This window comes from Variovorax sp. GW823-FHT04B03, from assembly GCF_058796495.1.
The window spans coordinates 453241-476189 of sequence record NZ_JBXAIT010000002.1 but is presented as its reverse complement, the minus strand read 5'-3'; the positions used below and the strand labels follow the sequence as shown (position 1 = coordinate 476189).

The window sequence follows — 22949 nt, the reverse complement described above, 5'->3', positions numbered from 1 at the left end:
CGCCGCGCTCGACAGATAACTTTAACTGCGATGTCATCACGGTCGTGGTGAACCGGCCGACGCTAGTGGGATTGACGGCCATGGCGGTACGTGAGCTGCGATGCAAGACCGAGCCGTCGGGCAAGGGTAGGGCGGGCACGGCTTCGAAGCGAATGGGGCGGTGTGGTGTGTGCATGGGAATGAAGTCTCGACTTCGTATTCCTGAAAGACCAGCAAGACAGAGCACCACCTCTGCACGATCGCGTGCAGCACCTCCGCTCAGTTGGGCCCGCTGCAAGTTTGCGGGCGGTGCTGCATGAACGAGCAAGGTCTTCCGGCGCTGCGCGCGCGTCGCATTGCTGCAGCGGTGCTGCAGGCGGCTCAGCGCGAGTCCACCCAGGCGGCCATTGCCGCGGCCATGGGCGTATCAGAAAGCACGATCTCGCGCCTCCTGAGTGACCACCTCGACAAGTTCGCCAACGTACTGGCGCATGCCGGTCTGAAGGTCGTGGATTCCAGTTTCCGATGCGTTGACGCCCGCACGTTCCAGGCGTTCGAGGTCTTGTTCGAAAAAGCGATGCGACAGACCACGCCCGCCCGATTGATTTTTGAGGATGCAGACTGATGAGCACGAACACCAAGCCGCGCAGCCCGGCTGCGCAATCCATCCTGGCAGCCCAGATTCCCGACGCGCTTCTCCGCATCGAGGTTGTGAAGACCATTACGGGCTTGGGCGAGTCGACGATCCGCAGGAAGATGGCAGCAGCCGGCTTCCCGCAGCCGATCAAAGATGGGGCCCGCTGTACACGGTGGCGTGCGGGCGACGTGACGGCCTGGTTGCGCGAACGGGCGGGTGCAGCATGAGCACTGCCACCGCAGTGCTCGTTTGCGCCAAGGCCTGCCAGGATGCGCAGAAGCTCATCACGCAGATCAAGACCGGCGACGCACTGCCGGATGCTCTTCATGCGGCGCTCCAAGCGATTCGTGCGACAGGTGACGGAGACAGGCTGCGTGCATTTACGCGCCAGATCGCCAAGGCAATTGAGGGCGCTCGTTGATGCCGCGCACTGCCATCGCTTCGAGCGTGACCGTGACGGACAGGATGTTCGAGCAGCTGCGCACGCGCGCGGCGCGCGCCGGCCACACGATCTACAAACGCTTCGAAGATGGCCGGGACTGCTATCTGGCTACGTGCTGGGGGCAGTGCCGCCGATTCGAGAGGCTCGACCACCTGCAGATATTCGTAGATCTGGTGACTGGCGCCATCGATGCCAAGGTGCATGCGCACGAAGGGATTCGATGAGCAACGCGGCTATCGATTGGGCAGAGAAGCAACCCACTGGCAGCAGTGGCGCGCGACAACTCTTGGTGACATTGGCCAACGTGGCCAGCGATCGCCCATCCGTTTCGAGGTTCGGCAAGGAGTGGCCGGCGCTACACGCCTATCTGTCGATCGCCAGCATGTGCGAGCGCACCCTCCAAGATCGCAAGACCGTCATCGCGAACATCAAACGCCTGAAGGAAGCAGGCTTTATCAGGGCTGTCGGTACCGATGGTGCAACCAATCAGACCATCGTCTTCGTGCTGTGCATGGAAGCAGTACCAGAAGCGGGACCGGTCCCGACTTTGGCACCGGTACCTGCTTTGGTACAGGTTCCAACTTCGGGACCGGTGCCAGAAACGGGACCGGGACAGGTGCCGCAACTGGAACTGGCACCAGAAGCGGGACCGGTCCCAAATTTCCCGAGTACCAGTACCGTTTTTCCCGGTGACCAGTACCGTTTTTCCCTGCCACCGGTACCAAAAACGGGACACGAAACCCAAGAGAACCCAATAGAACCCAAGGAAGAAACCAAGAGCGGTTTGGCAACACAGTTGCCTGCGTGTCCACACAAGCTCTTGATCGAACTCTGGAAGCAGAAGGCTCCGGTCAACCCGGCACCGATTGCGTCACTGTGGAAAGGTAAGTCAGCTGATGCGATGCGCGCGCGCTGGGATTGGTTGATGACAGAGACCGACGACGCCGGCGTGCGCCTCGCTAGCACGGAAGCCGAAGCAATCGCGTGGTTCGCGGATTTTTTTACTCGGGTGGGCAAGTCCTCGTTCCTGACCGGCCACAACGACCGGAAGTTTCAGGCGTCGCTGCAGTGGGTCCTGAAGGCTGAGAACTTCACGAAGACCTTGCAGGGCAACTACGACAACCGTGGTGCTGCGAAAGCTCGCTCCACGCACACCGGCTTCGCTGACATCGACTACACGGAGGGCATGAATGCCGACGGATCAATTCCAGCCTGAGACCTCCGGCGTGCGTGAGCCGCTCAATTGCGAGGTCCACGGCACGTATATGGCCGTGGAGCGCGCCGGCCGCTTGTGGAAGAGGTGCCCCGCATGTGCCGCGGAGGAGGAGCAGCTTCGTGTCGCGCGAGAAGCCGAGGAACAGCAGAGGCAAGCGGATGCGCGAGCGGTGGCAGACCTTGCTCGTCGTCTCAGTCTTAGCGGCTTGGTTGGCAGGTTCTCGCGCGCGACGTTTGACACCTATACCGCGGATTTTCCCGTGCAGGCCGCGGCGCTGCAGGCGTGCCGCGTGTTCGCCGAGACGTTCAACGCCGATGCTGGCGGCGGGCTCTGGCTGATCGGGCCGCCTGGCACTGGCAAGACGCACCTTGGCTCGGCCATCGTCTCGCACGTCATTCGTCAACGTCTGCGGAGCGCCAGCATTCACGCCGTTCACCAGGTCATGAAGATGCTTCGTGAGAGCTTTGGACGAAAAGAGGGCGCAGGCTGGAATGAGCCTGAAACCGCGGACGAGCTCCTATACCGGCTCAGCAATCAATCACTACTGGTGCTCGATGAGATCGGTGTGACGCGTGATAGCGAGTGGCAACGCGAGCAATTGTTCGCCATCGTCGACGAGCGGTACCGACTAGAGCGGCCGACCGTCGTCATTTCGAACCTCGCTGTCGCAGATTTGAAGGCGGTGTTGGGGGATCGCGCGTACGACAGATTGCGCGAGGGTTCTCGCATCGTGCCGATGAGCTGGCCGAGTCATCGCGGGAGCCGTGCATGAGAGTTTTGAGTTTGATCGGAAACCAATCCAACTAGGAGTTCCATATGGATAGAGTCATTAACTACCCCGGGCAGGTGCCGCTCGAAACGGACCTGCTGCTCACAAACCAGTCGGTCATGGTGGGGCTGGCTAAGCTGAGCCAAGCCATCTTCGGCACCGGTGGCATGGCCACAGGCTTCGGCACTACGCAGACGGTCGTGCCGTCGCTGAACGTGCTCGTTGCTCCAGGCGAGATCTACAGCCAGCAGAACCTGGAGGCGACGGCCGTCAGCTCGCTGCCTCAGGACACGGCGCACCTGATCGTGAAGCAGGGTATCTTGCTGGATGCTGCGACCATCGCCATCGCGCCGCCGGGCACGCCGGGCTTCAGCATCAACTACCTGATCCAGGTTGGCTACCAGGACAGCGATAGCGGCTCGACCGTGCTGGCGTACTACAACGCCAGCAACCCGTCGGTGGCCTATTCGGGCCCAGCCAACTCCGGTGCCGCGCAGCCGACCGTGCGCAAGGGCATCGCCGTGGTCAGCGCAAAGCCAGGCACCGCGGCAACGACCGGCACGCAGACCACGCCGGCGCCGGACGCCGGCAAGCTCGGGCTCTTCGTGGTGACTGTCGCCAATGGTGCGTCGACCGTCGTGAACGCGAACATCAGCGTCTACCCGGCGGCGCCGCTGGTGGGCGCGCAGCCCATCACCAAGGGCCGCCTTCTTGGCGTGCAGGTCTTCACCGCGAGTGGAACCTACACGCCGACGCCTGGGATGACGTTCATCATCGGCGAAGCGCAGGCAGGCGGCGGCGCAGGGGGTGGTGCTGGCACGGCGTCCGCAGGCAATATCAGCTTGGGCGCGCCGGGTGGTGCCGGTGCCTATGGGCGCGGCCTTTTCACTGCCTCGGCGGTCGGAGCTTCGCAAGCGATCACGGTTGGCGCCAAGGGCGTGAAAGCGTCAGGCACCACAGGAGGCAATGGTAGTTCCAGTTCGATCGGTTCGCTCCTAACCGTGCCCGGCGGCATCGGTGGCGGCACGCTGAACAACCAGACGCCTCCAGCGGTGAACGGCAACGGCGTACCGACATCAGCGCCCACAGGCGCAAATCTCTATGGCGTGCGCGGCGCCGCTGGCAATCCGTCCTTTGGCGGCTCGGCTTCGGCTAACGGCGGCTTCGGAGGCAATGGCGGTGGCAGCCAGTTCGGTTTGGGCGCTGCAGGTCCCGCCGGGAATAACGCGGGCATCGACGCTGTCAACTATGGCGCCGGCGGCAGTGGCCTCGTGCTGAACAACTCTGGGGGGGCCGCTGCAGGCGGCGATGGCTTCGCCGGCATCGTGATTGTTTGGGAGTACGCATAAATGAAGACCTACGCACTGATGACGGCCGGCCGCGTCGTCGAAATCCTTCCCCCCGTGTTCAATGCGCTGGACAACGAGATCCCCATCCAGGAACGGTTTCATCCGGACTTCGTGGCAACGCTGGTGGAGTACGACCCTCTGAACCCGCCGGCCGAACCGCCGGAGCCGGAACCGGTGGTGGTTGTGCCCGCGGCAGTGACGATGCGGCAGGCCCGCCTGGCTCTGCTGGGCGCCGGAAAGCTGCAGGCCGTCAGCGACGCCATCGCCGCGCTGCCCAGCCCGCAAAAGGAGGCGGCCGAGATCGAGTGGGAGTTCGCCGCCTCGGTCGAGCGCGCATCGCCGTTCCTGGCCAGGCTTGCTGCACAGATCGATCTCGACGACGCCGCGCTCGACGCGCTGTTCGTTGCTGCGGCGCAGCTTTGACTTGGTGACCTCGATGCACATTGAAGGACAGGAAATGACATATGCACATATCGAAAGCGGCGTGGTCACTAACTTGATCGAACGCGAAGGCGATCTCAAATCATCGGGTACTTCAGCCGGGGCGACCATGGTTGAGGTCCCGGCGGGCGTGATGGTCGCGATCGGCTATCACTACGACGGCGAACACTTCACCGCACCTCGTGAGCTTTGCCTCATGTATGGATATGCAAGAGCCGCTGACTACCCGCCGGTGATCGAAAGGACGAGTGGTGTTTGAAGCATATTCTGTGGGCATCACGCTCCGGCTGAACAACCTTGTCTCCCCGCAGCTCGCGTTGCTGGCGCGCGACTTCGAGAAGATCGAAGCGCTGACGGTCGCCTACAAGAGCACGCTGCGCACCATCGGCGCAGAGGCGGCTGGTCTGCGCGCCATCGCGACTGCCTCGAACGCATCCGCCGTGGCCATGGACCGCGCCACGCGCAGCGCCTCGGTGCTGAATCAGCACATGGCGGCCCTGCGCGCCAACGCGGCGACCATGCCCCACTTGGCGGGCGCGGCTGCAGTTGGGGCCTCTGGAGGCGGCGGTGGGGCTGCTACGGCGGCTGCAGGCGCTGCAGCCGGTGGAGGCCGGCGCGATGGCCGCGGTGGTGGTGCTGGCGGCAACTGGAACAACACCGGGCTGCACGGCGGCAACATCCGCATGGGCCCCGGAGGCATCGGTGTTGGCTCCATGGGCTTCGGGGTGGGCGGTGCGATCGTGCCGCTGGCGACTACCGCAGCCACGGTGTACGTGGCGAATTCGATGTACCAGGCCGCAAAGGACTACGAAACCGCCTTCGTCCGCTTCAAGACCCTGAATCTTGGTGACGAGGTCAACAAGCAGGCCAGCGCCTTCGCGCGGGGCTCGCGCATTTTTGGTGTCTCCAGCAAGGACACCCTCGATACCGTGCGCGAGTCGGTCGGGATGCTGGGTTCTCTAGATTCAGCTAGGCAGGTCGCGCCGCTTATCGCTCAGCTCAACGCCGCGAACTCTGGGCTGTTCGCCGGAAAAATCGGAGTGATCGACAAGGGCGCTTCTCAAGCTATTTCACGTGTCAACGACATGCGCGGGCTGACCGATAGCCCGGCGGATTTCGCCAAGGGCTTGAACTTCGTGCAGCAACTCATCACCGGCTCTGGTGGTGCACTTGACTTTGCAGGGATTGAACAGTTCTATAAGAAGGGCGGAGCGGCTGCGAAGGGCCTCAGTGCTGAGGGCGTCATGCGCCTGATGACTGTGGCTCAAGAGCAGGGCGGTGCGACGACTGGTACTGCGATCATGTCCCTCTATCAGAACTTGGTAGCAGGTCGGACCACAAAGAAGACAATGGCGGCGCTGCAAGAGGCAGGGCTTGTGACTCTCGGAACGGTAGTCAGCGGTGCGGTCGGCTCGAAGCAAACTCGCTCGACACAGATCACCTCAATCAAAGATGAAAAGATGGCCCGGGAAGACCCTGGACTGTGGCTGATGACCTACGGCACCGCGGCAGCGAAGGCCGCGGGCGCGAAGACCGACTCTGAGGTCATCTCGTTCATGAACAGACTGTTGTCGAACCGAACCGGCAGCAACTTGGCCGCTACGTTTACGACGCAGCAAGGCCAAGTCATGCGCGATTTCAACATGACTAACCGAGCAATGAATGGTGAGCAAACCATCGAAGCTTGGAAGAAGTCCCTCACTGGAAAAGAGTCCGAATTCATTGCTGCGTGGACAGACTTCAAGACCAATTTTGGCATCACGATGTTGCCTGCGTTCTCGAATATCTTGACGAACTCGAGCACATTCATGCGTGGCGTTTCCTCGTTCATTGCCGACAACGAGAAGGCGGTGAACACGTTGGTCTCCGGTGTTGGTTGGCTCTACAAGCACTCGCCGCTCAATCCCCTCGGAAACATGATCAGTGGCTTGATCGGAGAGAAGCCGGAGACGTGGGGTAACGAGGCCAGGCGCGGATCGAAGCCGATGAACCCCGTTGGTGAATTCGCGTCCAACGGTGGCGGCGCGGCATTCGGCAACCCGACCATCCGCGGCGCGGCCCCGCAAATGGTGCAGGTTGAAAGCACGACGGTGCTGGACGGCAAGGTGTTGGCCCGCACGGTGTCGAACTACCAGGCCAAGGAACTGAGCCGGCCGAGCACCGGGCCGCGCACCGCCGACGGCCGCATGTCTCTTCGCGCATTCGACGTGTCTACAGGAGGTTGAAGATGCAATACCGAACCGCCGTGGATCTTGTGCGGTTTCAAGCAACTGCAGCAGCCCTTCTCTGTGAGGTAGAAGATCAGAAAGGGCAGTTGGCGGACTTGGCAGCAAGTCTCGTGGTTCAGACGGCTAGGGGCGCCACAAGCGGTCTACAGGTGGGTGACGCGGCGGAGGCTTTGCGCGAGCGCATCAAGGCCCTTGTTATTCCGTACGAGGCCGCGGCCGTGCGCTTACTGGGCGAAGCGCGGTGGGTTGGAGAGACCGACGTTGGCTACGTGCAAAGGATCGGCGGGTTGGACATCCAGTCAACCATGCGTCGCAACGGCCTTGTGCTGGTGTCATCGTAGATTTCTCACGCGCAGCGCTAGACGGTCCTCGCCGCCTTTCAGGTAGGCAACTCACGGCAGAATCGTTCCTTCTACGAGCATTCGAGGAGGAGAAGGGCTATGAAAGTTAGACGAGTCATCGCGATCACATCGCTGATCGTAGGGAGCGCAGCCACATACGCCCAAGGGCAGATCGTCGGAGTCGGAAGTATGTCTTGTGGCCACTGGAGCGAGGCGCGCTCCAAGCAGATGCGCACGGGCGCGGATAGCTGGACTATCAACGAAACGGTTTGGATGCAGGGCTTCCTTTCTGGGATGAATGCAATGCAGCTTGCGATGCCCGGAGGCAAGACGATCAATCTTCCAGATGCCGCTGCAGTACGAACGATGGTCGACAGCGCGTGTCGTGACGACCCTGCGCAGAACCTTGCCGGCGCGGGGATAGCGGCGATGGCCAAACTGGTAAGGCGATGAGCAAGCAACGGCCGGCCCTGAAACGAAAAGGAGGAGGGTGGAGGAAGAAAGTTCTGGGCCGCTTCGGGAGCTGGCGTTGTAGATCAACTCGCGGCACCTGGTCAGGGGTCGAGGTCATCCGAGCGATCTCATAGTTTAAAAATCCTTCATAGCGTTTCTAAACTGTTCAGGTTGCGCTCGCCCCTCTGTAGAACCTCTTTGTGGGCACGTTCAAATGCCTCGTTTCGAAACGGTTTCCGGCTTGGCTTCACACCCTGCATGTCCGAGGGACGCCGGACGCGGCCCCCTCCTAGAATCTCGCGACACCAACCAAGGGGCCGCGATGTCTGCTGATCTCGAACTCGAGCTGTACCGCCACCATCGTGCTGGTCTGGAGAAGTACACATACTTCCTGCTCGCGGCCGTTGGCGCGTGCATTGGGTTCGCCGCGACGCAGACTAAAGACGCAACCCTTACGCCACTACAGGTGCCGCTGGCCTTCGCAGTGGCATGTTGGGCGGCGAGCTTTTGGTGCGGCTGCGTGCACATCAACAGGGTGGCGTCGGTTGCAAACGTCAACATGGGCCTTCTGAAGCTGCGAGATGGCCGCGACCCGCTTGTGGGGCGCCATCCGGAAGGCATCGCCATCGGCGTAGAAGCGCTTACTGACATTGCCGAGAAGCACAACCGACTAGCAGTGCAGGCCGCCTCGTGGCAGTTCAGGTTCCTCATTCTGGGCGTCACTGCGTACTTGGGTTGGCACGTTCTCGAAATGTGGGGACGGACCCCCCACTAACCTCGTTCGCACAGTCGTAGAAGCCGCCTCAGGGCGGCTTTTGCGCTTTTTGGACGATTGCCAACGGCGACAACTGGACGAAGGTTGATGCGCAGCGGAAAGTAGCAGAGAGAGCGCAACTGAAGGCGGACGGCAAAGTTGCGCAAGTTGCGGGCGCAACCCCTAAAAGCGCCGAAGACGCAACTTTCGAGGCGTCCAGAGGAACGCGTCGACCGCGCGGTGCAGCTCGCTGAAGTCCGCCTTTTCCATGCTGTCGAAGTCGAGCGAGCGCGGGATCGCGTTGGGCTGACCGTCGAAGCCGGGCACCAGGTCGAAGTAGCCGGCGCCCATCACCGCCCAGTAGCGCAGCTTGTCCAGGTCGGTCCATGCCTCGGCGCGGTCCAGTAGGGTACCGACTCGCTGCCCGGTGACTTTAGAACCCAGTCTCGAGTGCGATGGACACAATCTCCACGATTTTCTTTTCGTACGCGCTTGCTATCTTGTTGAAGACCTTGAATCGCACCCTGACAGTGGACAGTCGTGTATCCGCATGATTCGCATTTTCTACATGCGCCTCGTAGCGGGTATCTGCAAACACAACCTCAAGTTTTGGCGCCACCCGCATTGGAGCCGCGGCGATGCACGTCCACACGCCTTGCTGATTGGGTGGATAGACGAACGGCCCAAGTGCGATCATCGCTTCCACTGGCAATGCGTCGCTTTCTTCGGCGGACTGTGCTGAAGCAACGTTGCCGCTCAAATTGCTGGTGTACCTCGCCCGATGGAATCGGAGAAAAGCGACTTCTTCTGCAATCACTTGGGAAGGCAGCATCCCGGTTGGACGAACGGTTGTGAATCCACTTTCAGGGACTCCGCCTCCAAGCGGAACACCACCATTGCCTGAGGAGGCAATGCATGAGAGAGCGAACAGGCCTTCAACTCCGAATCGGCAAAGCTCCTGCTTTTCAGGCGGACTCACTGCCGGCAGGATATCGAAGCGGAAGCTCAATCTCCCGACTGCCTCACCGGGGATGACCTCAAGAAAATCTGCAGACTCTGGCTTTACCTGCTCGTCGAGCAGCGCGAGTGCTGGGATCGAATACATGACAACAGGCACGGGCCCTTCCAGATCCATCAAGCATGGCGCGTAGTTAGAGTGTTTGGGATGGAAGTGGTAGTTGATTCGCCCGGTGGTATGGATGGTGATCGACTTGGTCTTTCGCTCCTCGACCGCGAGGTGGTTTGTCGGGCCCGCATGCCCATTTACTCCCGTCCGAGTCCATTTCACGCTCCCTTGGCCATTGCGCACCAAGTCGAGCTTTATCGACCCGTCGTGTGTAACGTTGACCGAGGCAAGATGGCGCACAACGCCGTTCTGCTGCAACAAGATTCTGGGCACCTTGGGCCTTCCAAGCTGAAATGGTGATCACACGAATTGTGGCCGGCAACCTTGGCGCTCGAACTGCCCGGCGCGGTCGTGAACACGCTAAAGGATCTGCTGGCGGGAAAGACCAGAGACTTCGGTGCGGAAGCCCGTGGCCACGGCGTCCAGCTTCAGTCCCTCTCACGGGGAATGGTCGCTCCTGATGGTGATCGGTCAGGCGGCCAAGCACAGTGCGCGCGCGGCCTTGCGTCACGACGCAGTAGCTTCATCAGCGCCGCACATAGCTCTTCGCGCCGGTGTCGCTCAAGCAGTACTGGCCACCACGTGGGCCCGTGCAGATGTTGTTCGAGCGGCATGAGCAATCGCCCCCGGCCGCTGCACGTTGAGGGGCGATCAGGTTGAGCGCCGGCGCGCCTAGCTCGGCCGAGCAGTTCTTCTTTGAGCCGCTGATCGATCCGTCATTGCAGATAAACAGCGCACCGTTGCACCGGGCGACTCCACCTTTCCCACCGGAACATGGATAGTTCGCTGAAGAGACTCCGCTGACGATCAGTGCTGCTGCGGCCAGAAGCACTTGTAGGCATCGCGTGCAGCTTCGTGCTCGGCCGCGGCGGCTCATCAACGGAAGGTGCGATTGACGTGCTTGGTGGCCATGACAAGCCACACGCCCACGGCAGCAATGCCAATGCTCAAGGCGAAGCCAGCCGCGCTTTCAGGAATCCACCAGGTGGGTAACGCGGGGTAGGCATCGGCCAGACTGCGCGTGACGGCGTTGGTGCTTCGCAGCTTGGCCGGCACCGCAATTGCCCGGAGGGCGAGCACCCCCCAGATTCCCACTATCGTGGCAAGCCCCCCAGCATTGAAGAGCGCCTTGCCCCACCCCCTGACCGCCTTGGGCTTTTCGAGCATCAGGATCGTCAACCATTCCATTCTCCTACCCCTAAATTCATGAATCTCCGATGAACCTCATTCTTTGGGATTCGCGACATGGACGCAATGAGGGTTGCCTCGCGCACCGTGATCTCTGTTCACCGTGTTGTCGTTCGAGCGGAAGCTTTTGCAGTTGCCGCTGATAAACGTGCGTCGCCGGCATCATCTGCAAGTGACACGCCGACTGGGTGACCCATGCCCTGGCGCGGCTTCAGATTTCCGTCGTTGTTGGGCGTGGGCGGCGCTAACGTGTGCTGGGTGTTGCCGCCGTTGACAAAACCCGGGCTATAGGAAGACTTACGTCTATGAGCAGAATTCGTTACCACCACGTTCAGGACGCTGATCCGCGCGAAGCACGTATTGCGCACCTCGAGGCCCAACTTTCCGAAGTGCGCCATTTGGTCTTGGACATGACAACGGATCCGTTTCCGCGACTTTTGAATGGGTTCTACCTCTGCGACAGCCGAGAAGCGGGAAGGCGGTGGGCTCACGAGTTGGTCGAAGAGATCATCGAACTCGCGAAGCCCGTCGAGGGGGCGTCGGGCGGGTTGACAAGAAGTGCCTATTGCCCTCTCTGTGGTGACGGTTCGTCGAGCCCCTATGCCAGTGGCTATACGCTGCCAGAAGGGCTTCGACGGCATCTAACGGGGTGGGGCAACACTTGGAAGTGCCGGGTAATGGAAGTCTCCGCAACCATCGCTCGAGCGCATTTCAATGGCAAATTTGCCGAGGCTGAAGCGGCTGCCGAGAAGGCGAGCCAAGACCGGCATCAAGAACGCGTTGCTGTAGAGCCCCTGTATTTGATCGACCCCAATCTTCCCGCAGTTCTTATCGATGACTCGGAGCCAAGATGGCGTCCTCATCGCAGGGCCGACGGCGAGGGGCCGCTAGGCATTGAATGGGCAGTGGAGCGTCTAGCAGGCATGGGCTTCGAGCGGATCGTCGATGGACGCGTCCACTCGTTCGTAAAGCGGCACGAGAATTCCGCGGGTGTGTTCGTGGTGTATGCGGATCCACGTACGTCTGGCGATATCTGCTTGCGTGTCTTTGGCCTTACGCCAAAAGGGAACCCATCAAAGAAGCTGCACACGACGACAGCTATTCGGGATTCGTGGAAGAACGGTCTTGCCGTCAAGCTTACCAAGCGCCTTGATGAGGGGACGGGGGCCGCTTGAAAGCCCCGGCAGTTGGTCGAAGCCTGGTCACGCGGTTGTGTCCGTCATGCCGGACTCCTCGCCCGGGCCCTTGGCAACCCAGGTGTGCAGGGCGGCTCCGGCCACGCGCTCCGGCCATAGCGATCGGTCTTCGGGCAGTCTCGAGCTCGACGTCTTTCATGTAGACCAGGTCGGAGAATGCTTTCTTGGCGCGCTGCCCGAAGAGCCGCTTCTTCTTTCTTGGTCGGCTTGCGAGTTGCCATGCTCGCGAGTGTTCCGGGCGCATGGCGAGGGGTCGAACCCTATAGGGGGTGCAGAATCCCCGTCTGGAGCGCAGGGATGTTCCTGCGCGGGAAGTTAGATCAGGAAGCCGAACACCATGACTGACGAATCGCCTGAGGACCTAGCCGCGCGTGCGGTGCACAGTTCAGCGGAAGCGGCGACAGCAATCCTCAACAAGATGGGAGACCTTCCCCCATTCGGGATCGCCTTCTTCGCGGACGGAAGGCGCCAACTCGTTGCGCCATTCGAGGCGGCGGAAACAGCTGAGCAAGCCACGCACGAGTCGCTTCGAACCCAAGTCGCCAAACAGCTCGAAGCCGTTGTTCGCCAGCGTGATGACGTTGTCGCTGTGACTACCATCCTGGCCGACGATGGCCCTGCGAAGGTCTACATCCAGTTGGAAACGCGCGCATCGTTGGCCGCACCGTTCGCCTTTCCGGTCACATTGTGCGACGGGACACGCGACCTCGAGGACCCGCATGTCTTCGAACAGCTGATCGCCGCACCGATCTTTCCTCGATAAAAAAGCCCGCTCGGGCGAACCCGGCGGGCGAATCACCCGCAAGGTAGCAGGCGAGGAGACAACGGTCCGGCAAAGGCGCCGAGGGGAATGTTCTCGCAGGTCGGCCGAGTGGCGAATCCCTACAAGGGGATGGCGGCTGGCGTTCGACGCAAAGGCTCCCGCTCCTAGGCATGTAAAGTAAGAGACTGCGACACATTCAAGAACAGCGCCCGTGACCATCCACGTTTCCCCAGGCAAGCTTCATTGGAACTACTTCCTGGCGCTTGAGCGCGACCTAGAGGTCATGACGCGCTACGTGGAATTTGACGACAGGAATCAAGACGTCTTCTCCATCGAGTTGGCACACCTACTCTTTGCAGCGGCATCTGAGGTCGATGTGGTCGCAAAGCTGCTCTGTGAGGTCGTCCACCCCGGGGCCCGACCAGGCAATATCAACGACTACCGGGATATCTTGCTTGCGGCTCTTCCCGACCTGCCCAACGACCAAATAGTCATTGCGCGCTATGGGATGCGCTTCAAGCCGTGGGACAACTGGGGCCACCCTGGCCCATCTGCGCCTGGTCAACCTGTTCCGCCACCCGCCAACCCGTTCTGGTGGCGGAGCTACAACAATGTCAAACATCAGCGCGACGCACACTTTCACGAGGCGACTCTGAAGCATGCACTGAACGCCCTTGGGGCACTGCTCATTTTGATTTATCACTTGTACGCCAGGACGATCGACCCGTCCGTCAAGGTTGCGTCTGCGAAAGTCACGACAGGCGAAATGGTGCCGAAATCGACGCTACTGAAGCTTGACGGCGACTACTACTATGCGACTCTGGTCGCTTGATCTATAGGCAGACACATGGAGTACTTGGAGGCGGCCGGAAAGATACTCGCGCTGCCGGGTGCCTTAGCGACGATTGTGGGAATCGTTTGGCAGTTCAGGCGGTGGCAGCGGCCGCTCGACGTTGAGCCGAAATTTAGTGTCCGATTTGGCGAGGATGCGCACGAGACCATCGGTACGACCATCACCAACAGGAGCAAGGTGCCCGTCTACGTCGTGGAGTGCTATGCGAAGCAAGCGTACTCACGGCCTTATGTATGGCGACGGCATCTTGAGCACCCGTTGGCGCGACCCACGTTCTATCAGGTCTTTCGCTATCGAGCCGTCGTGTTTGACCTCATGAAGGACAAGCCGCTCAAGCTCGAGGCGTACCAGCCCGTTACGTTGAGCCACCGCGTTGGGAGCAATATGCTAAGCCGTTTCGATGGCCCGCTCCTTCAAGTCGAGGTCACTCTTTCAACGGGCAAGCGAATGCTAAGCAAGAAACTCCGGATTAGAGGAGGCGATATGCCCCATCTGAGAGATCGATCCCGTTGAGATGGCGAGCAAGTCCGTCCTACAGCGGGCTCGTGGCAACGGAGCATGCTTGTCGCTCGCGATAACATCATTCAACTCGCTTGGAAGCCCGATGATCTTGACCCTCGACATCCACAAAGATGTGCCTGGCATTTACACCGCTCGGCTGCTGAACGCCGGTGCACTGGTTACTGACCCGCGCGAGCACAACTCAATCGAGGCTGCCATAGCTGGCGAGGCAAGCGATGTACCGGACGGCCAACAACGATGGAGCGCCACCGGTAGCCCTTGCTGGGCATCGAGCAGGACACCCAGCAGGTTGTAGTGCGCGGCTTTTGAAATTGGGCGCGCAGTGGACAATGGGTTCATGCAATCCACTCGATACATTCTTCTGGCCGTCATGCTGGCTGCTACGGGCTTGGCTTGGGCCGAGTCGGCTATTGGCGGTATCGGTGTCGTGAAATGCGATGTCTGGCTACAGGTCCGGAAGACACCGCAGCAGGACAACGAGGTCCTCACGGAAGCGATGGTGCAGTCCTGGGTGCAGGGCTATCTGTCGAGCAGGAACTCGGATGGCTCCGAAGACAAGATGGTTTTAGCGGTGCCCAATCACAAGTTAATCAATAGGGTCTTGGACACGGTGTGTGCAAAAAATCCAGAGGCGCCAATCCACGCCGTCGCATACGACTTTGCGAACTCTGCGATGGAGTTGTACCAAAACAAGAAGCGCAAGTAACCAGATTTCATTGCAGCGGCACCTCGGTGTCATCCGCGGCCACCATCACGCCAGGCGTGTTCTCGGCCACTTCGATAGAAGCGCCCGTGTGCCTGATCAGTTCGAGAGATCGCGCACGCAGCGAGTGGGCTTGAGGTTGCTGCGTAGCGTCACATGGTTGACCCCGGAAACACTGTACGAATTGGCGGTCGTGACCGACGGCGGATTCCCCTGGGGTTGCGGGTCCGCCAGCCAATAGAAGATCGACGGGTCGTCGCTTCCAAAATACCGCGTCAGCAGCGTGCGGCCCATTGGCTGGCTGCAGTCCAACACTTCGCACAATCCCGGCAGATACCAATCCGAATAGCCGCCAGCGGAACTGCTGGTGCAGGTCTTCGCCGCCGAGGACTGGCCCTGAAACAGGGCGACGAGGGCCTGTGTCGTCGCCCGTCCGTCGCCGTAGGGCACGCCGGTGGTCGACCCATCCGGGCCCCATATTTCTCCGTTCGAGGCGGGCGACAGGGCCAGCACCTTGCCGCCAACGCTGCCGGTTGGAGCCGTGGTGTCGTCCAGGTTGAAGACATAGCCCGCTTGGTACACGCTTCCATAGCTCAGGATGTGGATGTCGGTGATCGAGAGGTTGGTGTTGTCGCCCGCGACACGCAGCGTGGACGGCGCGGGTGCCACGACCAGCGCCGCCGCCGTGGGCGTCAGGCCGGGCGACACGGTGACCTGGCAGCTGCCGCCGGATGGCAACACGCCGCCGCAGTTCGTGGAATACGAGGCTTCGGCGGGCAACGCCGGCGAGACAGCCGCCGTGAGCCCCTTGGCATCGTGGAGCCCCGTATTCGTGATGGTGATCGTGCGCATCGCGCCTGTAAGTGCTGCATTCAGTCGCGGGTTGTTTGCTGACAGCGCGAGCCTGTCGACGCTGGGCACGAGGGTCGTTGTTTGTGCTGCTGGCGGCGGAGTAACGGCCGGTGGCGGTGCAGCCGGCGGCTCAGGAGGCGGTGGGGGCGGCGGGATGTCTGGAGTAGGCGCCACGGCGATGGGGGCAAATGGCGCGCCCCCGCCACTACCGCCTCCGCAGGCGAAAAGGATTGCGGGCAGCATTGCGCTCAGCATGAGGCGCGATATTGGGTTGAGCTTGAGCTGCACCCGAAGGCTGAGGCCCGCGGCGCGGGAAGCAGATGACATGAGAAGACCCCTCCAAGGACGCGCGATCCTAGGTGGGCGTTCCATCGAGCGCATTGGACTAAAGTCCTATGTGGCTGCCTTCAGCTACTTGAGCGGAGTCGACCCGTTGTTGAAGGGCGAGACAACGAAGTGCAGCTTCTGCTCGGCACCGTGAAGAACGACCGGGCGCTGCTGGCTCAATAGCCGCCAACAACGACTTGACTTCCGTCAGCGCGTACTCGAGGCCGGCTCTGTTTTCAGGGTGCTGACAGTTCAATGCTCGCGGTGTGTCATTGAATCTTGTTGCGTATCGAGCCCGTCAGGCCATTGGGCGTCAGATTACGGTCCAGGCACTTCATGCTTTCCCCCGGATCAAAGCTGTTCACACAACGCATGTTCGATGAGGTCTTGTAGCAAGGCCGCCTATCGTCACACGCCTTATCGAAACCGGTGAGTGCCTGCAGCATGCTTTTAACTGGGCGGGTCGTGTACTGGGACATATAGGTCTCTGCAGCGTAGGAGCCAAATCGTCCGAACTCGGAATTGCCCATCTGATAGATTGCTGGATTCCAGGAGGTGCTGCCGCTCAGCACCAGCACGATGTCAACTTGAAATTGCCCACAGTCCTGGCCTTGGGGGGATCGCTGCCGACAAGCGATATAAGCCCCTTCGATGGCTGCAGCCGGGGTGTTGGCGCAGGCGCCGCCCCACCAAGCGCTGTGTATTTGGACCACGGCGCCCCATGCCGGACCGATGCACTCGCGGCCTGCGAGGAGTTTGTAGCTACCAGCGGTCATAGAGCGGTCCTTCGCCCGAGCAGTTTGTACCCGCGCCACCGCCTCTTGTCCGCTAAGGGCAGAAACCATGATTGGCGCATACTCTTCTTGTCCGGTTCCGGTTTCAACAACGAAATAGACGTTGCCGGGTTCCATGTCGGACGGCCAGATAGGGCGCGCGCCGCTACTGGCATTTGTCGCAGGGCTCCCGGCCTTGAGGCGGTTTCTGCTGTTATCCGGGGGCACGGAATTGGCCCCGCTCGCCTGAACCGTTGGGCGTTCAAGAGCATTCAAAGGGTCGCAGTTTCTGCCTCTGGCTCGCTTGCACTCTGCTGAAAGTTGGCGATACGAGTCTAGAAATTCTTTCTTGTGGGCCTCGGTGGCTTTTCCGCAGCCTCGGTTGGCGTATGCGTACAACTTCGCCGCACGCTCGGTGTTTACCTCCAGGGTATTCGGAAGGCTGTTCATTCCTTCCAAATCTTTCGCCATGACTTCGCAGCCGTGAGGCGACGCAATGGAAGTGTCACTTGAGGGGGATGCGTGACCCGGTGAGCCGACCCAAAGCAAGACTGCGAGCGCAAAGAGGTGATTGACCCTCATCCTTATCTCCTCCAACTAGGAATGGCCAAATCTAGTGGAAGGTCTTGCAGACCCAATACCCCATTTGTGGGAGCCCACGGAACCCGGTGGCGACGGATCGGCGCCCACGAAAAAGCCGCCCGGAGACGGTGAGCTCCGAACAAGGTGTCGCAGATCATCCTGTATGGGTGGTGGTAGCGGGCCGGGAGGGCGCCGTGGATATAGTCGTACTGAACAAGCACTCAGCAAGGCACCATGGATCTCTCGCTCCTCAGCTTCATCGTCGGCACAATCATCGCGCTCGTCGGTCTTTCGATACCTATTGCCGCCCTTGAGGAGAGCAAGCGCGACAACCTGGTTCGTTTCTGGAAGCGATGGATAAAGATCGTCTTTTTGATCGTGCTCGTCGTCAACTCCACCTTCGGCATTTGGCTGTTCTGGCACTCCACCACTGGACCTACACGTGGTGAAGTGCTGGTCCTGTTGATGCACATATTCAACTTGTTCGGAGTGCCGTTCATTCTGTTCATGACAGCGATGGACAACGTGCTCGACGTGCGGAATGCAAAGAGGAGCGAGCTGGAGGAGAAGGTCAGGAACCTCGAGCTTCAGGTCCAAGCATTGACCTCGTTCAAAGCACTCCCTTCTGCGGCGACAAGCGTCAGCAAGCCAATCTGATTCCGACATCGGATCGCAGATCAACGAGTGCCCATGAAAAAGCCGCCTCAAGGGCGGCTGTGCGAGATCAGCTTCGAGTTGTTCGACACCGGGCCCGTCGAGGCCTGAGCTACCCGCGCTGCCGCCACGGACCCGGGCAGCGAGACTTCCATGGGCCGGACGCCTTCAGGTGGAGCGTTTGGGCGCGGGCCGCGTGCTGACGCTCCACGAACTCCGCGGGCTCGAACTTCAAGATGACGTGGGCGATCTGTGCCATGTGCTTCGGGTCGACGTTGCGCGCGAGCGGATAGAGCTGGTAGCAGATCATGGTCAGCCAGTCGCCATCGACTGCGCCGTTGCACAGGTCATAGAACTCGTCCATGAACTCGTGCCACCAAGCCTCCTCATCGGTCAGGGCTTGGCCGGCGATCACGATGGGGCTGGCGGGCTTCCACATGTGCGAATGCCGTTGTGCGAACGCAGGAGCGAAACCTCGCGAAATCGAGTTGGCATGCCCGTCAGCGGGGGAGGTTGACCCCTCACAGGATCCAACGTCCATGCGGTTTTTCGGGCGAACCGTTCCGCATTGACTGAAATTTGTCTCCTCTGTGCGTCGGCAAAAGCGGAACGGCTAGGAGGGCTCAGCATCTGAGCTGCATAATGGGAAAAAACAGTGGACGCAATGTTCTCTGTTACAAATATGATTTTCAATCGGCCCGCTTCAAAATCCGCCGCTTTGTTCGACCAGATAGGCGAGCTCTTGCTCATGAACGCAAAGCCCGATGCGCTTGCGCTGGCGCGGTTGCGCCGCGACGCAAGCGCAGTGCTCAAAACGAATGAAGTCGCCTCGGGGTACATTCTTTTGTCGGCAGTCGCTGCGTTGGAATGGGACGTCGAGGGTGCTAAGGTGCACGTTGATTCGGCATTGAAGCTCGATAGGTCTGTTTGGGCTCTGGTCAACTCAATCGTCACGTTCAATCTGATCATGCGTCCCGACTTGGCGGCTGGGCTCGCAGACGCTGTATCGACCCAGGCCCCTTCGGACCCCCAAGCGGTGAATCACGCTGCAGCCGTTTATGTGGCTCTCGGTAGGGTCTCAGATGCGGCGCGACTTCAGAAGCGTTGCATCGAGTTGAACCCAGAGGCGGGATTTGACACGAACGCTGGTGAGCTGCTCGCCGCTTTGGGGCGTGCCGACGTGTCGGAGGACTGGCTTGGAAGCGAGTTGTTAACTGCTAGACAAGTTCTGATTGACTCAAGAGTTCGTACGCGGTCGCTTAGTTATGAAGATCTGGACGATCCGGATGGTGCACCGTTTATATCGATGGCGCTTGAGTTTTTTGGAGACATCGAGCAGGAATTCCGGCTAGAGGACGAACTCGCGCAGCGACTCGCTCGAGATGATCGGTGGAACCCAAGTCGCCTTGCTGTGCAAATTCACTACCTTTCCGCAGAAGAAGATGCCCTCATCGCCTGCTGAGCTATTGCAACTGTCGAAGGATTTATTTGCGCTGAAGAAAGATGAGACATGGCAGCGATGCGTGATCTCTCGGGCGTACTACGCTACTCTTCACGCAACGGATGCAACCTTTCCGAAGACGGAAGAGAGTGTCCGCATCGATGGTGAATCCTCTCACGCTGAGATCATCGGTCGGGCCGTGGTGTATGGAAAATCTATTCAGCCAGGTCGAACGAACGCCAATCAGATTGCTCAAGCGTTGCCGCGCCTCAGAAGATTTCGAAATTTCGCGGACTATCGCCTTGAAGACTCATTGTCTGAGCGAGAGTATTCTGATGTTTTGCTGCGTGCTGAGCGCGTATTGAATCTTTGCACTGATGTCGAGCGTCTGAGAGCGGCAGCGCTCGAGTCGCCTAAAGCTGGCGACGCGTGTGCGGCGCTGGTCCCTGTGGCTCAGGAGCCTAGCCAAGTCCAGGATGGTCCGCCACCACTTAGGCCTTCACTCAAGCGGGTAAAGTGACCGATGCCATCGGGGGGGAGCTGTGCGAGGCATAGCTCGATGCCCCGGTTTTGAGCATTCGGCGGGCTTTGTGGGCTAGTACTCCGCCGAGAAGCTATGCCGGTTGGCGAGCCGATCCCGAAGGCGCAGATGCGCTTTTTCAGGCCTGGCGGCGCCGGCGGGGCAGTCGACTAGCTAGAAAACAAAAAGGCCCGCAATGCGGGCCTTTTGTGTGTGGGAGTAGAGTTACTGAGCGAATAGCTCTTCCATGGCATGAATGAGCTTCGTCTTCTCGGCTTCTGGCCACTCATTGAAGACGGCATCGCATGGCGCGGCCGGCCCCGCACCCTGTGCGGCAGCCTTCTCCATCGCCAGCTTTAGAGCTTCGTCGTTGGCTGCGACGTTTGTGAAAGTCACAGACGGATTCGTGTTTGCCATGATTTTGCCCCTTTGCATGAACTGCGGGATTAGCTCAGATAGTGGCCTATCCGCCACCAAATTGCTATCACCACTTCGAAAATTGAGGAACCTTACAGCTCCGCCGGTGTGCATATCCGAACTTTTGGCTGTTTCAACAGCGGTTCGTGCGCACTTGTTTGCACTCCAGCACCCGGCCGCCGCATAGGAGCCGGTCCCGGCAAAGCTGGCGTCCGATAGCGAGATCTCGTGACCGTATTCGTAAATGACCTGACCGGAGCCGACAGCAATGGTCGAAATCGCCATGCCATTCACCTTGAGACTACCCCAGTCGACTTTCTCACCCTTGTAAGACGCTTTCGCGAAAGCAAGCTTCCAAGAGTCGATCACCTCTGCGTTACCCGCAAACATGACTACGAAATCGTTGAACCGAACTAGCTTCTCGTAGCCGCTGTCATCTAACAGCAACTGGTTTGCATACCCAAAAGGGCGTAGGTCCCAGGTCCATCGAGAATCGCAAGCCACATCACCGGCACGGCTATCACGTACGTTTGTCGTCATCTTTTTGTTTATCTCCTGCTCCGTCAAGATCATATGTGACCTTTGGTTACGGAGGCAAGAAGGAGGCCGTGAAACTTTGCTGGCTTTTTTGCAAAGCCATTGATTATACGAACAGCAAGCACGTCGGAACGCCTGAAATGTCCCTGGGGACTGCGCGTGAGGCGTCGGAGCCCAAGGATGGGGGCTGGACGGCTTGAATGGCGAGAGCGATCGCGGACGTCATGGCGACGTCGCCAAGATCACTCGGTGGCTGTAAGGACGCTACGCCCTGGGGGATCGAGTGGAGCATCTGCCCCGAGGCGTCGTCAGATCTCATTGCCTATGGTCTTACCTCGAGACATCACGCCGCTCGCAGAGGAATCACCTTTGCTCCCTGGCGCAGCTCGTCGAGATGGTCGGCCCATAGCTGCATCATCTTTCGGCGCTTGACCACGAACTCCGCGCGATCGTAGGCGGCGCCGAGAGGCCCACTTTTCCCGTGCGCGAGCTGCGCCTCGATGACCTCGGGCTCGACGTCCATCTGCTCAACCATGATCGTGCGAGCCATCGCTCGGAAACCGTGAGCTGTCATCTCGGTGTTGTCAAAGCCCATGCGGCGCAGAGCCGTGTTCACAGTGTTGTCGCTCATAGGCCGCTCGCCGGTCAGCAGGCTCGGGAAAACGTACAGGCCGTGGCCAGTGAGTGGCTTGAGGTCGACAAGGACCTCGACGGCCTGCATTGGCAGCGGCACCAGGTGCGGGCGTCCGTTGATCTTGGCGGTCTTCGTGCGCTTCATGTCCGCCGCCGGGATCGTCCATAGCGCTTTCTCGAGGTCGAGATCCGACCAGCGCATTTGCCGGATGTTGCCGGGCCGCTGAAAGAGGAGGGCGGAGAGGTGCAGTGCCGCTCGCGTCGCAGGCTGGCCAGCGTATGCGGCGATTGCGCGCATCAGCTCGCCGGCCTTCACTGGCTCCAGCACCGCGGCCATGTGCTTGACCTGCACCGGCACCAGCGCGCCTTGCAGATCGGGCGCTGGGTTGCTGGTGCACCGGCCGGTGGCAATGCCGTGGCGGAACACCTGGCCGGACCATTGGCGCAACGTGTGGGCGGTTTCATGCGCGCCGCGAGCCTCGACGCGACGTAGGACCTGCAGCAGCATCGGCGCCGTGATGCTGGATAGGGGCAGGCTGCCGAGCCAGGGGAGCGCATCCTTCTCCATGATGGAGAGCCAGCGCTCCGCGTACCGCGGGCTCCACGCCGAACTCTTGGTCTTGTGATACTCCCGCGCCACCGCCTCGAAGCTGGCGTCGGTGTCGACCTTGCGCTCGAGCTTCTCAAGCTGCCGGCGCTGCGCGGGGTCTATGCCTTGCTGTTGAATCTTGCGGGCGTCGTCGCGGCCGGTGCGCGCGGCCTTGAGCGTCACCTCGGGATAGCTGCCCAGTGCCAGGCGCTTTTCCTTGCCATCGAAGCGGTACTTCCAGAACCATCGCCTCGAGCCGCTGGGCTCGATCTGCAGATAGAGGCCGCCGGAGTCGGCGAGGCGCAGCCGCAGCTTGTCGGCAGGGCAGAGGGTCTTCTTGCAGGCGGTGTCGGTGAGCATGGGGGAACAATTTCGGCGACTGGTGCTGAAACTGTACCCGTTCCCCCGTTTGTTCCCCCAAATTGGAGGAATCTCAGCGGTTTTTCGTGGCTGCTCGTGAAGCAATACCGCTGGCCTCTTCAGAGGAGAAATGGCGGTTCACGGTTCTTTGTGGGGGAACGTGGAGCCAAGAAATGGCCTGCCCGGAGGGGATCGAACCCCCGACAACCTGCTTAGAAGGCAGGTGCTCTATCCAACTGAGCTACGGGCAGATTCCGGTCGAGAAGCGAGGGCCGGAGCCTTCGGTCCTCGGGCCGCAAGCGGT

General features: G+C 60.4%; 29 protein-coding genes and 1 tRNA gene. 20 read left to right on the top strand and 10 right to left on the bottom strand.

Translation table 11 applies throughout. The features are described 5' to 3' along the window. Nucleotides 1–295 precede the first annotated feature (295 nt). From AC1RAD_RS10995 to AC1RAD_RS10935, 13 genes are all read left to right on the top strand, one after another. Entirely contained in the window at nucleotides 296–604 is a 309-nt protein-coding gene (locus AC1RAD_RS10995; RefSeq protein WP_492734791.1) for a helix-turn-helix domain-containing protein, read from the top strand. Next, nucleotides 604–843 (top strand): helix-turn-helix transcriptional regulator, encoded by a 240-nt coding sequence (locus tag AC1RAD_RS10990; protein ID WP_492734790.1) that lies wholly within the window; start codon nucleotides 604–606, stop codon nucleotides 841–843. Before AC1RAD_RS10995 ends, AC1RAD_RS10990 begins: the two co-directional genes overlap by 1 nt. After that, entirely contained in the window at nucleotides 840–1037 is a 198-nt protein-coding gene (locus AC1RAD_RS10985) for a hypothetical protein (RefSeq protein ID WP_492734789.1), read from the top strand. The genes AC1RAD_RS10990 and AC1RAD_RS10985 overlap by 4 nt, the downstream gene beginning before the upstream one ends. Further along, entirely contained in the window at nucleotides 1037–1282 is a 246-nt protein-coding gene (locus tag AC1RAD_RS10980; protein WP_492734788.1) for a hypothetical protein, read from the top strand. Before AC1RAD_RS10985 ends, AC1RAD_RS10980 begins: the two co-directional genes overlap by 1 nt. After that, nucleotides 1279–2274 carry a hypothetical protein gene (locus AC1RAD_RS10975; RefSeq protein ID WP_492734787.1) on the top strand — a complete coding sequence of 332 codons (996 nt, stop codon included), beginning with the start codon at nucleotides 1279–1281 and terminating at the stop codon, nucleotides 2272–2274. Before AC1RAD_RS10980 ends, AC1RAD_RS10975 begins: the two co-directional genes overlap by 4 nt. Beyond that, the gene (locus AC1RAD_RS10970) at nucleotides 2249–3046 is read left to right on the top strand and encodes an ATP-binding protein (protein WP_492734786.1); all 798 of its coding nucleotides are present in this window, start codon (nucleotides 2249–2251) and stop codon (nucleotides 3044–3046) included. Before AC1RAD_RS10975 ends, AC1RAD_RS10970 begins: the two co-directional genes overlap by 26 nt. A 44-nt stretch (nucleotides 3047–3090) precedes the next feature. After that, on the top strand, nucleotides 3091–4392 hold the full coding sequence (locus tag AC1RAD_RS10965) for a hypothetical protein (protein WP_492734785.1): 1302 nt from the start codon (nucleotides 3091–3093) through the stop codon (nucleotides 4390–4392). Next, nucleotides 4393–4815, top strand: coding sequence for a hypothetical protein (locus tag AC1RAD_RS10960; protein WP_492734784.1), 423 nt, complete (start codon nucleotides 4393–4395; stop codon nucleotides 4813–4815). Nucleotides 4816–4828: 13 nt separating this feature from the next. Further along, nucleotides 4829–5092 (top strand): hypothetical protein, encoded by a 264-nt coding sequence (locus tag AC1RAD_RS10955; RefSeq protein WP_492734783.1) that lies wholly within the window; start codon nucleotides 4829–4831, stop codon nucleotides 5090–5092. A gap of 10 nt (nucleotides 5093–5102) precedes the next feature. Continuing rightward, nucleotides 5103–7058: a hypothetical protein gene (locus AC1RAD_RS10950; protein WP_492734782.1), complete on the top strand. Its 1956-nt coding sequence runs from the start codon at nucleotides 5103–5105 to the stop codon at nucleotides 7056–7058. Between the two features lie 2 nt (nucleotides 7059–7060). Then, entirely contained in the window at nucleotides 7061–7402 is a 342-nt protein-coding gene (locus tag AC1RAD_RS10945; RefSeq protein WP_492734781.1) for a hypothetical protein, read from the top strand. A gap of 99 nt (nucleotides 7403–7501) precedes the next feature. Beyond that, nucleotides 7502–7855 (top strand): hypothetical protein, encoded by a 354-nt coding sequence (locus AC1RAD_RS10940; RefSeq protein ID WP_492734780.1) that lies wholly within the window; start codon nucleotides 7502–7504, stop codon nucleotides 7853–7855. A 322-nt stretch (nucleotides 7856–8177) separates the two neighbouring features. Further along, on the top strand, nucleotides 8178–8630 hold the full coding sequence (locus tag AC1RAD_RS10935; RefSeq protein ID WP_492734779.1) for a hypothetical protein: 453 nt from the start codon (nucleotides 8178–8180) through the stop codon (nucleotides 8628–8630). A gap of 162 nt (nucleotides 8631–8792) precedes the next feature. Here the strand turns inward: AC1RAD_RS10935 and AC1RAD_RS10930 are convergent, their stop codons facing one another. The 4 genes from AC1RAD_RS10930 to AC1RAD_RS10915 form a co-directional block, all read right to left on the bottom strand. After that, nucleotides 8793–9074, bottom strand: coding sequence for a DUF1367 family protein (locus tag AC1RAD_RS10930; protein WP_492734778.1), 282 nt, complete (start codon nucleotides 9072–9074; stop codon nucleotides 8793–8795). Further along, on the bottom strand, nucleotides 9043–9996 hold the full coding sequence (locus AC1RAD_RS10925) for a hypothetical protein (protein WP_492734777.1): 954 nt from the start codon (nucleotides 9994–9996) through the stop codon (nucleotides 9043–9045). Before AC1RAD_RS10925 ends, AC1RAD_RS10930 begins: the two co-directional genes overlap by 32 nt. A gap of 265 nt (nucleotides 9997–10261) precedes the next feature. Further along, nucleotides 10262–10612: a YdcA family protein gene (locus AC1RAD_RS10920; protein ID WP_492734776.1), complete on the bottom strand. Its 351-nt coding sequence runs from the start codon at nucleotides 10610–10612 to the stop codon at nucleotides 10262–10264. After that, the gene (locus tag AC1RAD_RS10915; protein WP_492734775.1) at nucleotides 10612–10914 is read right to left on the bottom strand and encodes a hypothetical protein; all 303 of its coding nucleotides are present in this window, start codon (nucleotides 10912–10914) and stop codon (nucleotides 10612–10614) included. The genes AC1RAD_RS10920 and AC1RAD_RS10915 overlap by 1 nt, the downstream gene beginning before the upstream one ends. A gap of 314 nt (nucleotides 10915–11228) precedes the next feature. On the opposite strand from AC1RAD_RS10915, the gene AC1RAD_RS10910 reads away from it, so the two are divergent. The 4 genes from AC1RAD_RS10910 (at nucleotide 11229) to AC1RAD_RS10895 (ending at nucleotide 14963) form a co-directional block, all read left to right on the top strand. Beyond that, a complete protein-coding gene (locus AC1RAD_RS10910; RefSeq protein WP_492734774.1) occupies nucleotides 11229–12098 on the top strand; it encodes a hypothetical protein in 870 nt (289 codons plus the stop codon). Between the two features lie 358 nt (nucleotides 12099–12456). After that, a complete protein-coding gene (locus AC1RAD_RS10905) occupies nucleotides 12457–12882 on the top strand; it encodes a hypothetical protein (RefSeq protein ID WP_492734773.1) in 426 nt (141 codons plus the stop codon). Between the two features lie 211 nt (nucleotides 12883–13093). Continuing rightward, on the top strand, nucleotides 13094–13714 hold the full coding sequence (locus AC1RAD_RS10900) for a hypothetical protein (protein ID WP_492734772.1): 621 nt from the start codon (nucleotides 13094–13096) through the stop codon (nucleotides 13712–13714). A gap of 880 nt (nucleotides 13715–14594) precedes the next feature. After that, nucleotides 14595–14963 (top strand): hypothetical protein, encoded by a 369-nt coding sequence (locus tag AC1RAD_RS10895; RefSeq protein WP_492734771.1) that lies wholly within the window; start codon nucleotides 14595–14597, stop codon nucleotides 14961–14963. A gap of 96 nt (nucleotides 14964–15059) precedes the next feature. On the opposite strand, the gene AC1RAD_RS10890 is transcribed toward AC1RAD_RS10895, so the two are convergent. Further along, a complete protein-coding gene (locus AC1RAD_RS10890; RefSeq protein WP_492734770.1) occupies nucleotides 15060–15881 on the bottom strand; it encodes a hypothetical protein in 822 nt (273 codons plus the stop codon). Between the two features lie 527 nt (nucleotides 15882–16408). Next, nucleotides 16409–17050, bottom strand: a complete 642-nt coding sequence (locus AC1RAD_RS10885) for a hypothetical protein (RefSeq protein WP_492734769.1) — start codon at nucleotides 17048–17050, stop codon at nucleotides 16409–16411. A gap of 678 nt (nucleotides 17051–17728) precedes the next feature. On the opposite strand from AC1RAD_RS10885, the gene AC1RAD_RS10880 reads away from it, so the two are divergent. Continuing rightward, nucleotides 17729–18151: a hypothetical protein gene (locus tag AC1RAD_RS10880; RefSeq protein ID WP_492734768.1), complete on the top strand. Its 423-nt coding sequence runs from the start codon at nucleotides 17729–17731 to the stop codon at nucleotides 18149–18151. A gap of 109 nt (nucleotides 18152–18260) precedes the next feature. On the opposite strand, the gene AC1RAD_RS10875 is transcribed toward AC1RAD_RS10880, so the two are convergent. Then, nucleotides 18261–18587 carry a hypothetical protein gene (locus tag AC1RAD_RS10875; RefSeq protein ID WP_492734767.1) on the bottom strand — a complete coding sequence of 109 codons (327 nt, stop codon included), beginning with the start codon at nucleotides 18585–18587 and terminating at the stop codon, nucleotides 18261–18263. Nucleotides 18588–18812: 225 nt separating this feature from the next. Here AC1RAD_RS10875 and AC1RAD_RS10870 point away from each other — a divergent pair, with 225 nt between their 5' ends. Continuing rightward, nucleotides 18813–19610 (top strand): hypothetical protein, encoded by a 798-nt coding sequence (locus tag AC1RAD_RS10870; RefSeq protein WP_492734766.1) that lies wholly within the window; start codon nucleotides 18813–18815, stop codon nucleotides 19608–19610. Next, entirely contained in the window at nucleotides 19591–20109 is a 519-nt protein-coding gene (locus tag AC1RAD_RS10865; protein WP_492734765.1) for a hypothetical protein, read from the top strand. Before AC1RAD_RS10870 ends, AC1RAD_RS10865 begins: the two co-directional genes overlap by 20 nt. A 225-nt stretch (nucleotides 20110–20334) precedes the next feature. On the opposite strand, the gene AC1RAD_RS10860 is transcribed toward AC1RAD_RS10865, so the two are convergent. The 3 genes from AC1RAD_RS10860 to AC1RAD_RS10850 all read right to left on the bottom strand — a co-directional run bounded on the left by AC1RAD_RS10860 (nucleotide 20335) and on the right by AC1RAD_RS10850 (nucleotide 22896). After that, complete coding sequence (locus AC1RAD_RS10860; RefSeq protein WP_492734764.1) at nucleotides 20335–21066, bottom strand: hypothetical protein; 732 nt, start codon at nucleotides 21064–21066, stop codon at nucleotides 20335–20337. Nucleotides 21067–21406: 340 nt separating this feature from the next. Beyond that, entirely contained in the window at nucleotides 21407–22645 is a 1239-nt protein-coding gene (locus AC1RAD_RS10855; RefSeq protein ID WP_492734763.1) for a tyrosine-type recombinase/integrase, read from the bottom strand. 174 nt (nucleotides 22646–22819) lie between these two features. Continuing rightward, nucleotides 22820–22896, bottom strand: a tRNA-Arg gene (locus AC1RAD_RS10850). Nucleotides 22897–22949 lie beyond the last annotated feature (53 nt).